The sequence below is a fragment of the Mycobacterium szulgai genome (assembly GCF_002116635.1).
Lineage (GTDB): Bacteria > Actinomycetota > Actinomycetes > Mycobacteriales > Mycobacteriaceae > Mycobacterium > Mycobacterium szulgai.
Map to the genome: position 1 here is coordinate 1 of NZ_LQPW01000081.1, position 11,212 is coordinate 11,212.

Here is an 11,212-nt window from a genome sequence, read left to right on the forward strand (position 1 = left end):
CCCCCGCACCCGTCACACTCGACCCCGGCCCCGCCGTTACCGCCCCGTCTACTACCACACCCGGGACTGGCAACAGCGGTGTCCAAATGCTGGGCTTCGGCCCGCCCGGGCTAGTACCGGCCCCGGCGGCACCATCTTTCCCCCTACCGCGTGACCCGACCCCGCCACCCATACCGGTCGACCCTAAAGACATGAGCGCCGAGCAGGCGATCGCAGAATGGGCCGAAGTTGACGCTGAGATACGGGCGTGGAACGCCCGATGCGGCGTCGAAAACGTCGGGCCGCTGCCGCCAGCCCAATACAACGCCTGCATTGCCGCGCGCGGTCCTCTCCTCGAACGCCAAGCCGCAATCCGGGCACGCTTAAACGACTTAGGCATACCCATAGAAGGCGAACCCGCCCCAGCCCCCACGCAGCCGGGTACACCCGGTTCCGAGCCCCCGCCAGACCAACCGGGTGCGCCTTCACGCCAAGAGCCAGTTCCTCCAGCACAGGACACACCGCCATTCCCACCGCCTAACAGAATCAACGGGATCACCGGTCATGGAGCAGGAAGGATCGCCGGACGCGACGGCGGTCATGGCGTCAGCGACAAGGCAATGCAAGACGCTGTTGCGAATCCTGTTGGGCCGCCCCGGTTTAAAGTGGACGAGCTTGGTAGAGGCGCTTACGTGTACGTTGGGAAAGACGCAACAGTGGTCCTAAACAAAGATGGTCAAGTGATAACCGCTTGGGCGAATAGCCGGGCTGGATGGAGAAATCCGTGAGCAACGTTCTCGATGCTATTTCACCGGAGCATCGTCCCGTTATCGCGCAAGAATTAGAGAATCGTAATCCCGCTCTCTTCGACGAGCTTCGGCGCACAGAGAAGCCGACCAACGAGCAGAGCGACGCTGTTATCGATGTGCTTTCCGACGCCTTGATGAAGACCTTTGGACCTGATTGGGTTCCGAATGATTATGGGTTGAAAATCGAACGAGCAATTGACGCATATTTAGAGACGTGGCCGATATACCGGTAATCGCTTGACACCGACTGTTGCCAGCACCAGGCGCGTACCGGGCATTGGGGGCGCGGCCGGGCTGGGTATCCGCGTGGGACTGAAGGGACTTAGGGCAGGAACGCACATGACCTACGCAGCCAGGGACGAAACGACGCTCCCCGAACTGCCTCCACAGATGCGGTGGGTGGTGCTGGTGGACAAGCGTCAGCTCGCGGTGCTTCTGCTAGAGAACGAGGTACCGGTCGCTTCCGCGACGGACACGTTGGATGCGCGCGGTGATATCGATTACGAAAACCAGCCGGTCGACGCAGTGGAGCGGCTATGTCGGCGGTTGGCTGACCAGGCGGTGCATCAGTGGGGTTTTATGCAAGGTCTCAAACAGAAGCTCGGACCAGGTGTCGACGTGCGGATGAAGCTAGTGGAGTGGAACCGGTGAGCGTTAGTGCCCCACCTGTCGGGCGTTGCTTACGGATTTGCGACCAACCTTAAATGCTTATGCCGGTTGAGCGGGGTTTGACGGCCGCCACGGTGGATGGACCTCTTCGGGCAGCGCCGAAAAACCCCCGTGCGCACCGCCAACGCCCTACCGGCGCAACCGATCCGTCCAGCGGGCTAACCGAATCACCCACGCCCGCAACCACAACCGCGAACAACGCCCGATTAAAGAAGACCACCGCTGGCTGGCCCACGGCCGCTACCGCGAACTCGCCGACCGCCGCTTCCGAAACCACATGCGCGACATGCTGTTCCTCTTCAAATGCACACGAAGCACCAGCCCATTCTGCCGCTAAGATCTTCCGCCACCGGCGGCCAATCGGGCTACGCTCGGTCAGCATGAAGACGTTGACGCGTTGCGCAACGGCCGCCTGTCTGCTCGGCGCGCTCGCCATCCACTCGGCTAGCACGGCAGCGGCGACGCCTTGGTGCACACCCGATTCGATGAGCCTGAGCGCCACCGCTCCGCCAGCGCCCGACCCCGACACCCAAAGTCAGCTGACCCTGATACTCACCAACGTCTCCACCCAGACTTGCACCCTGCAGGGCTATCCCGACGTCGATCTGCTCGGCCCCGACGACCCGATGTTCGGCCCCACCTACCGCCTGCCACAGCAAGCCGGCGATCCGCAACCGCTCACCCTCGCACCGCGCGACACGGCCGGCGCCATCCTGACCTTCCTGCCCGGACCGCCCAACGGCTGGGTACCCACCACCATTGCGGTCACCGCGCCACACACCTCGCCGCAACACAAGCTGCAGACGCCGTGGATTCCCGCTGGCACCAGCGTGTTACGACAGGACGCCGCAACACACCCCGGCACCTACATCGGACCACTGCAGCCGACCTGAGCGAAAGTCTTGCACGGGGTTTCCCGCCGGTTAGGCTGCGTGAGTGGCCGATCATCCCTCGTCATACCTGGTGCTCGCCTCGCAGCGCAGCGGCAGCACATTGCTGGTCGAGTCGCTGCGAGCCACCGGCGTAGCCGGGGAGCCGCAGGAGTTCTTTCAGTACCTGCCGACGACCAGCATGTCCCCACAGCCCAGAGAGTGGTTCGCCGATGTCGAAGACAAGTCGATCCTGAGCCTGCTCGACCCATTGGACGAAGGCAAGCCGGACCTGGCCCCGGCCGAGATCTGGCGCGACTACATCCGCACCGTCGGTAGAACACCCAACGGCGTGTGGGGCGGCAAACTGATGTGGAACCAGACCCCACTGCTGTTGGACCGCGCCGCCGGATTGCCGACGCGATCGGGTGAAGGCCTGCTGGCCGCGATTCGCGACGTCGTCGGCGAGGATCCGCTGCTCATTCATATCCACCGCCCAGATGTGGTGTCGCAGGCGGTGTCATTCTGGCGGGCGGTGCAGACCCGGGTGTGGCGCGGCAGGCCCGACCCGGTGCGCGACGCGCGCGCCACCTATCACGCCGGGGCCATCGCGCATGTGGTCAGCATGCTGCGGGCCCAGGAAAAAGGTTGGCAGGCCTGGTTCGCCGAAGAGAACGTGACACCGATCGAAATTTCCTATCCGGTGTTGTGGCGCAACCTAACTCAGGTGGTGGCCAACATCCTCGAACAGCTTGGCCTCGACCCGAGGCTGGCACCCGAACCGGTACTGCAGCGGCAGGCCGATCAGCGCTCGGACGAGTGGGTGGACCGCTACCGGGCCGACGCGGAGAAAGAGGGGCTACCGACATGACCACCACGCAAAGCACCCTGCACGTCGATGAGCTGCGACTGCTGGAAGCCGAAGCGGTACACATCATTCGCGAAGTCGTCGCCGAACTGGAGCGCCCGGTGCTGCTGTTTTCGGCCGGCAAAGACTCGATCGTGTTACTTCGTCTGGCGGAGAAGGCTTTTCGGCCATTGCCGTTGCCGTTTCCGGTCATGCACGTTGACACCGGGCACAACTTCCCCGAGGTGATCGAGTTCCGCGACCGCAGGGTCACCGGCCACGGCCACAAGCTGATCGTGGCATCGGTCCAGGAATCCATCGACCGGGGCCGAGTCCCCGATCCTGGCCCCAGCGCCTCGCGCAACCGCGCCCAGACCCGCACGCTGCTCGACGCGCTGGAGGAAGGCGGCTTCGATGCGGCGTTCGGCGGCGCTCGCCGCGACGAGGAACGCGCCCGCGCCAAAGAACGGATCCTGAGCTTTCGCGACGAGTTCGGCCAGTGGGATCCGCGCGCGCAGCGCCCTGAACCGTGGTCGCTCTACAACGGCCAGATCAAGAAGGGCGAACAGGTCCGGGTGTTCCCGCTGAGTAACTGGACCGAACTCGACGTCTGGCGCTACATCGAGCTGGAAGACCTTGAAATACCGTCGATTTACTACGCCCACGAGCGCGAGGTCTTCCACCGCGACGGCATCCTGCTGGCCGTCTCTGAGTACGCCGCACCGCAGAACGGCGAAACCGCTGCCGTGGAATGGGTGCGCTACCGCACCGTGGGCGACCTGACCATCACCGGGGCGGTGCGCTCCACCGCAACCGACATCACCCGCGTCATTGCCGAAATCTCAGCGGCAACGGTGTCCGAGCGCGGCGAAACCCGCGCAGACGACCGCACCTCAGCCGCCGCCATGGAAGACCGCAAGCGAGAGGGCTACTTCTGATGACGGCCACCATCACGCGTCAACTGCTTCGCATCGCCACCGCCGGTTCGGTGGACGACGGCAAGAGCACCCTGATCGGCCGGCTGCTGCATGACACCGACAGCCTGCCGCTGGACCACCTCGAAGCCGTCACCGACGAAGCGGGTATCGCCGATCTCGCAGCCTTGTCGGACGGTCTGCGCGCCGAACGCGAGCAAGGTATCACCATCGACGTCGCGTACCGATTCTTCTCCACCGAGACCCGCAGCTACATCCTGGCGGATACGCCCGGCCACGAGCGCTACACCCGCAACATGTTCACCGGCGCCTCCAATGCACACGTGGCCATCCTGCTGGTCGACGCCCGCGCCGGGGTGTTGCGTCAGACCCGCAGGCACGCCAGGATCGCAAAGCTATTGGGCGTCAAGCATTTTGTCGCCACCGTCAACAAGATCGACCTGGTCGACTTCGACCAGACCGCGTTCGCCCAAGTCGCCCAACAGCTGCAGCAGACGGCGGCCCGCCTCGGCGACGTGGACATCACGGTGATTCCGATCGCGGCCAAACACGGCGACAACGTCGTGCACCGCTCCGAGCGCACCCCCTGGTACTCCGGCCCCACCCTGCTGGAGTATCTGGAGACCGTCGAACTGGCGGCGCCGCAGGCCGAGGCTTCGCGGCTACGACTTCCGGTGCAGTGGGTGTCACGTCCCACCGCAGACGTGCGCCGCCGCTACACCGGCCGCCTCGCCGCCGGGACGCTGAGCGTCGGCGATCCGGTAGTCTCCCTGCCGGCCGGCACCCGGTCCACCGTGACCGCGCTGGACACCCTCGACGACGACCGCACCACCGCCGTCGCGCCGCTTTCGGTATCCGTCGAATTGGCCGACGACATCGACGTCGGCCGCGGCGACGTGCTGGTCAGCGGCGCCGACGACGCGACCCTGCCGGTGCTGGCCCGCGAGATCGACGCGACGGTGTGCTGGTTCTCCGACACCCCGCTGCGCGCCGGTGACCGGCTGGCGCTCAAACAAACCACCAAGACCGTGCGTGCCACGGTGCAGGAGCTGCACACCCGACTGGACCCCGAGACACTAGACGAGCTGGATGGGCCAGTTGAATTGGCGCTCAACGACATCGGTACGGTGACGCTGCGAACCAGCTCGGTGGTGATCGCCGACAACTACGTCGACAACCGCGACACCGGCGCCTTCATCCTCATCGACGAAACCAGCAACGACACCGTCGGCGCCGGCGCCATCCTCGAGGCACGCGAGATCAAGCCCGGCACCCATCCCCGCACCGACATCCGCTGGCATCCGTCGGCGCTCGACCGAAAGTACCGCTGGCAGGCCACCGGACAACCGGGGGCGACGATCTGGTTCACCGGGCTGCCCGCGTCCGGCAAGTCCACTATCGCCGTCGCCGTGGAACGCGCGCTGGTCGAATCGGGCCGGGTAGCCTACCTGCTCGACGGCGACAACCTGCGCCACGGCCTATCCGACGACCTGGGCTTCTCCCCCGGCGATCGCACCGAAAACATCAGGCGCGTAGGGCATTTGACGCGACTGCTCGGTGACGCCGGCGTGGTGGCACTGGCGTCGCTGGTATCGCCGCTCAAGTCCGACCGCGAGATCGCGCGCGCCCTCAACGACGCCGCCAAGCTCCCCTTCATCGAGGTGTACGTCTCCACGTCAGTGCAGGAGTGCGAACGGCGCGATCCCAAAGGCCTGTACGCACGGGCGCGCAGCGGCAGCCTCAAAGGTCTGACCGGTGTGGACGCCCCCTACGAACCGCCCGATAACCCGGATCTGGTACTGGACACCACTGACGCCGACATCGATGAGCTCGCCGCACAAGTCATCGCGCTGGTTGACGAGCGCAGCCCGCGGCTGAGTCACTGAACGACGCGTAGACCTCTGCAAGGAACTGCTCTACAGCCACTGCCGTGTGCGCCGCGCGAGTCGACCCGAAGATATCGAAAGCGTGTTGGGCGCAAGGTAATTCTGCGTAGACGACCGGCTGGCGGCTGACTTCGCGGAGTCGCTTGGTGAAGCTGCGCGCCTGCTCGACCGGAATCAGCGAATCGTTCACGCCGTGCAGCACGAAAAAAGGTGGCGCATCGGGGGAAATGTGCGTGATCGGCGACGCCAGCCGGAACGGCTCGGCGATTTCGTTGCGACTCAACTTGAATACGTTCTTCGCGACCACCGGGACTAGCAGCGGATGCATCGAATCGTCGGACCGGCTGAAGTCGTAGACCCCGTAGAAGGGCACGGCCGCGTGCACCCGGGTGTCGGCGTCCTCGAAGCCCGGCTGGAACCGCGGATCGTTAGGGGTAAGCGCGGCAAGGGAAGACAGATGCCCACCGGCCGACCCCCCGGTGATCGCGATCCAGTCCGGGTCACCGCCATACTCGGCGATGTGCTCTTTGGTCCACGCGATGGCGCGCTTGACGTCGACGATGTGGTCGGGCCAAGTAGAACGCGGACTCAGCCGGTAGTTGATGGCCACACAGACCCAACCCAGCTCGGCCAGATGGCTCATCAGCGGATGCGCTTGTCCGCGTTTGTTTCCCACCATCCAAGCGCCGCCGGGAATCTGCAACAGGACCGGAGCGCGGCCGTCGCGATCCAGGTCAGGCCGGCGCCAGATGTCGAGATGGTTCCTGGATCCGCATTCGCCGTAGCTGATGTCGCCATCGTGTGCGTAATCGCGGTAGATCCGCATCATGCGGGCCACACCGGGCTTCTTCGCGGTGGCGCCCCCGGACGCGGGCCGCGTCCACAGATCGCCCGAATCGGTGCGCCGGTCCGCGCCCAGGCCGGCGTCGAGCGCCGCCGTCAGCGACTGGTCGGCGGTGTGAGCGGAATGCCGCAGACCCAACAGCCCCGCCCATGACAGCGCCGATGCCAGCCAGCTGAATCGGCGCGCCCGCGGCGACAAGCGCCGGGACAGGGCGGCCAAGGCCGTGAAATGAGCGGCCAGCGTCTGCAGCGGCAGCTCCGAGGCGAACAGACCGGAAGCGAATGCGTACAGCGACGGGTAGCCGCGCTTGGCCAGCGGCCGATAGCCGTTAGCGGCGAACACGAACCCGGCGATGGACACCAATACGGTTGCTACTCGCTTCATGCTTAACCAATCTAACTGTCTGGGTTCTTGACGGTCTCCTCGACCAGCTGGTAAGTCGGATCGACCATCGTCATGGCACGGTTGCCACGCTGGCGGGCCTTCCCGGTGATGCGCAACAGCTGACCGGGCTGGATGTCGGCGCCGCCGCGGCCGGGATGAAACGTGATCCCGATGTCGCCGCTGTCGTCGCCGACCAGAATCCATCGCGATGTGCGCCGGCCCTCGCTGACGTCTTCGACCTGACTGACCCGCCCCTCGAAGGTGGCCCGCTGGCCGGGGATCAGCGCTGCCACCGTGATCACCGACTGCGGCCGCTCGGGGTGCTCGTAGGCGTCCACCGCCTCGGCGTCGGTCTGGAAGACCCATGTCTCGAGCTTGTCGAGTTCCCGGGTGATCCGTTGCTCGAGGCGCTCGGGGTAGGCGTCCTGGATCCGGGACTGCACGTCGTAGGGCACGATCGTCGCTGCCGCATCAGGCAGCAGGCTGACCGCCCTGGCGATCTTGTCCGCGGTGCGGTCATGCAGCAGGCGTCCCAGCAGCGGCGCATACGTCCGGCGCGGCAGGAGCACCGTCACATTCGTATTCGGGTGTTCCTTGATCGCCTTGGCGACCAGGATCTGTGCGGCGCGGGTGATCCGCCGGTCCGGGCAATCCACGACACGCAGTGGCGTATCGAGATCGAAAGCATCCCAACGCGTTCGCAACTGCGCAGCATGCGCCGGGTCAACCATGAAATGCACCGCGATGAGCTCGTCGGCCCGCAGGCCCTTGCCGTACCGCAGCGCTTCAATCACCGCGAGGTCCAGCGAGTACGCGAAGATGAAGACCCGGTGGCGGGCGTACTTCACCAACTCGGGACGCTCGGTGCGAAACATCTCCAGGATGGCGGCCTCGGCGCGGTATTCGCGGTTGAGGCGCATCAGGATGAACACCAGCAAGGGGAATACGACGACCACCAGCCATGCGCCCTCGGTGAATTTGGCAACCGCGAAGATGCCCACCACGATTGTCGACAGCACGGCCGCCGACAGATTGATGGCTAGTCGCCGCCGCCACCCGGGTTCGCGCTGCGTCAGATGATGTTTGGTCATGCCGTATCCGGCCATCGAGAAGCCGGTGAACACGCCGATCGCATAGAACGGGACCAGCGCGTTGACCGAGCCGCCGGTGGTCACCAGTAACACCACCGACAACGCCGTGAGCGTGATGATCCCGTTGGAGAACACCAGGCGATGGCCGCGCTTGGTCAGTTGCCGGGGCAGGAAACGGTCTTCGGCGACGAAGCTGGCCAAGGCCGGGAAGCCGTTGAAGCTGGTGTTGGCGCCCGTGAACAAGATTGCCGCCGTCGATGCCTGGACCAGGAAGAAGCAGATGTTGCCTACCGTCCCGTTGCCGAAGACCATGCGCGCGATCTGGGACAGCACCGAGGGATATTCGGTGAGATACGGCGTGGCGTGGGTGGCATAGGCCAGGTAGGCGACGCCGGCCAGCAGGAATCCCAGAATGCAGGCCATTGCGGTGAGCACGCGACGGGCGTTGCGGCCCTGCGGCTTTCGGAAGACATCGACGGTGTTGGAGATCGCTTCGACCCCGGTCAGCGACGAACCGCCGTTGGCGAACGCGCGCAGCAGCACCAGGATCGTGGCGCCCATGACCAGCCCGTTGCCCTGATGCACCGGCACCGTCCCCGCCAACTGCGCCGGGTCATAGGTGGGCAGGCCCCAGATGAGATGGCGAAGCACTCCGACCACGATGGTCAAAGCGATCATGGTGGCGAAGAGATAGGTCGCCGCCGCGAAGGGCGGTCCGGCCTCCTTCATCCCCCGCAGATTCGCGTAGCAGATGACGATCACCACGCCCACCGTGATTTCCAGGCTGTAGGGACCCAGCATCGGCAGCGCCGACACCACCGCCACCGTCCCGGCGGCCGACTGCACCGCCACCGTGACGACGTAGTCGATCAACAGTGCCGCGGCGGCGATCTGGGCAACCCTCGGCCCGAAGTTGTCCCGCGCGACGATGTAGGACCCGCCGGCCCGGGTGTAGGCCATCACGACCTGCCGATACGAGGCCGCCACGAGTACCAGGATCAACAGGATGACCCCGGTGATGGGTAGCAGCAAGGCGAACGCCGCCAAGCCGGCATGCGGGAGCAATTCGATCAGGATCTGTTCCGGGCCATAAGCGGTGGACGAGATCGCGTCTGGCGAAAGCGCGCCCAGCGCAACCGGATTGGACAGACGCTCGCCCGCCAGATCCTCGGTAACCAAAGGCTTTCCCAAGAACACCCGTTTGCATACATCTCCGATGGTGAGCGGGATTCGTAGCTTGCCGGCCGAACTGCCAGTCGAGGTCACGACCACTTCCTTACCTTGGGTCGAGTACCCGCGGCAACCGCCGCCGCGGGACGCCCCCGAGATATACCCACCCGGCGCTCCCGCCGCCGTAGGATCTCCGCAGCTAGAAGACTCGGAGCGATTGCTCCCAATCGTGGAGCAATCGCTCCGGAATCATGTATCGTGGGCCGATAGCCCTTCGGGTGGCAACCAAATCGTCGGCAGTTTCCAAAGGTGAGAGATGTCTTTTCTGTTCGCATTGCCAGAGATGATCACCGCGGTGGCATCCGATCTGGGGGGCATCGGTTCGGCGGTGAACGCCGCGAATTTCGCCGCGGCCAACCCGACTACCCAGGTACTTGCCGCTGCCGAGGATGAGGTGTCGGCGGCGATCGCCGCTTTGTTCGGCTCGCACGCGGAAAGCTATCAGGCGCTCAGCGCCCGGGCAGCGATGTTCCATCAACAGTTCGTGCAGAACCTTGCCGCCGGCGCCAGCGCATACGCCAGTGCGGAGGCGACCGGGGCCTCAGCCATCCAGGACCTGCTCAACGCCGCCAATACGTCCACCCAACCACTGCTGGGCCGCCCGCTGATCGGCGATGGCAGCAACGCCAGCACGCCGGGTGGTAATGGTGGCAACGCCGGCCTGTTGATCGGTAACGGCGGTAACGGCGCTGCCGGCGCGCTTGGCCAAGCCGGCGGCCGCGGCGGCGACGGCGGCCTGCTGATCGGCAACGGCGGCGCCGGCGGAATGGGCGGGAACGCCGCGTTCCCGGGCGGCAACGGCGGCAACGGCGGTGTCGGTGGTAACGCCGGCTTGTTGTTCGGTGCCGGCGGCGCGGGCGGACTTGGTGGAAACGGCTTGCCCGGCGGCAACGGCGTCAACCCCGTCACACACATCACCGGTTCGGCGGGCAGCGGCACCAATGCCGGGGACAACGGCTTGGACGGCGTCGACCCGGGACGCAGCGGCGGCGCCGGCGTCGCCGGCGCCAACGGGACTATCGGCAATGCCCAGGTGGATCCGACGGCGGGTAAGGCGGGCGGCGACGGCGGCAGCGGCGGTGCGGGTGCACCGGGCGGCGCCGGAGGCGCCGGCGGCACTGGCGGCCAGGCGCGGGACATCAGTCTGCCCGGAGCGGCCGGCGGCCCTGGCGGCAACGGCGGGGCCGGCGGCGCCGGCGCCGTCGGCGGCAACGGTGGCGCGGGCGGTACCGGCGGAAACGGACCGACTGGCATCGGTAATCTCACCGGCGATGGCGGCGTCGGCGGAAACGGCGGCACCGGCGGCGCTGGGGGAATCGGCGCGCCCGGCGGCGCCGGCGGCAACGGCGGCGACGGCGGCTACCTCACTGCCTTTGGATCTAACGGCCATGGCGGAGCGGGCGGCACCGGCGGTGTCGGCGGTAGCGGCGTGGCCGGCCAGGACGGCGGCCACGGTGGAAACGGGGGTGCCGGTGGTCGCGGCGGCCTCTTCTTCGGCCACGGCGGCGCGGGCGGAGCGGGCGGCCTGGGCGGCGACGGCGGAACCGGCGCCAACGGCGCAGCCGGCGGGGCGGGCGGCAATGGCGGCAGCGGCAGAACCTTCGGCGCGCTGGGCGACGGCCTGGGTGGCGTCGGCGGCGACGGCGGCGACGGCGGTGCGGGGGGCAGC

At 66.4% G+C, this 11,212-nt stretch carries 9 protein-coding genes and 1 pseudogene; 8 read left to right on the top strand and 2 right to left on the bottom strand.

The features are described 5' to 3' along the window. Positions 1–763 precede the first annotated feature (763 nt). From AWC27_RS12775 to cysC, 7 genes and pseudogenes are all read left to right on the top strand, one after another. Positions 764–1,021: a hypothetical protein gene (locus tag AWC27_RS12775; RefSeq protein ID WP_089024984.1), complete on the top strand. Its 258-nt coding sequence runs from the start codon at positions 764–766 to the stop codon at positions 1,019–1,021. Positions 1,022–1,127: 106 nt separating this feature from the next. Beyond that, the gene (locus AWC27_RS12780) at positions 1,128–1,439 is read left to right on the top strand and encodes a hypothetical protein (protein WP_085670819.1); all 312 of its coding nucleotides are present in this window, start codon (positions 1,128–1,130) and stop codon (positions 1,437–1,439) included. Positions 1,440–1,526: 87 nt separating this feature from the next. Continuing rightward, positions 1,527–1,788, top strand: a pseudogene (locus AWC27_RS32025) (HNH endonuclease signature motif containing protein); the annotation flags it as partial. Positions 1,789–1,837: 49 nt separating this feature from the next. Further along, complete coding sequence (locus AWC27_RS12790) at positions 1,838–2,350, top strand: DUF4232 domain-containing protein (protein ID WP_085670821.1); 513 nt, start codon at positions 1,838–1,840, stop codon at positions 2,348–2,350. Positions 2,351–2,393: 43 nt separating this feature from the next. Next, the gene (gene stf0 / locus AWC27_RS12795; protein ID WP_085670822.1) at positions 2,394–3,197 is read left to right on the top strand and encodes a trehalose 2-sulfotransferase; all 804 of its coding nucleotides are present in this window, start codon (positions 2,394–2,396) and stop codon (positions 3,195–3,197) included. Further along, the gene (cysD, locus tag AWC27_RS12800; RefSeq protein WP_085670823.1) at positions 3,194–4,111 is read left to right on the top strand and encodes a sulfate adenylyltransferase subunit CysD; all 918 of its coding nucleotides are present in this window, start codon (positions 3,194–3,196) and stop codon (positions 4,109–4,111) included. Before stf0 ends, cysD begins: the two co-directional genes overlap by 4 nt. Beyond that, positions 4,111–5,994: an adenylyl-sulfate kinase gene (gene cysC, locus AWC27_RS12805; RefSeq protein WP_085670824.1), complete on the top strand. Its 1,884-nt coding sequence runs from the start codon at positions 4,111–4,113 to the stop codon at positions 5,992–5,994. Before cysD ends, cysC begins: the two co-directional genes overlap by 1 nt. On the opposite strand, the gene AWC27_RS12810 is transcribed toward cysC, so the two are convergent. Both AWC27_RS12810 and AWC27_RS12815 read right to left on the bottom strand, forming a co-directional pair. Beyond that, complete coding sequence (locus AWC27_RS12810) at positions 5,951–7,222, bottom strand: alpha/beta hydrolase (RefSeq protein ID WP_085670825.1); 1,272 nt, start codon at positions 7,220–7,222, stop codon at positions 5,951–5,953. The genes cysC and AWC27_RS12810 overlap by 44 nt on opposite strands. Positions 7,223–7,233: 11 nt before the next feature. Beyond that, positions 7,234–9,579, bottom strand: a complete 2,346-nt coding sequence (locus AWC27_RS12815; protein ID WP_425437480.1) for an APC family permease — start codon at positions 9,577–9,579, stop codon at positions 7,234–7,236. Positions 9,580–9,799: 220 nt separating this feature from the next. Here AWC27_RS12815 and AWC27_RS12820 point away from each other — a divergent pair. Continuing rightward, positions 9,800–11,212: PE family protein (locus tag AWC27_RS12820; RefSeq protein WP_085670827.1), on the top strand; the 1,413-nt coding region annotated here is incomplete at its 3' end.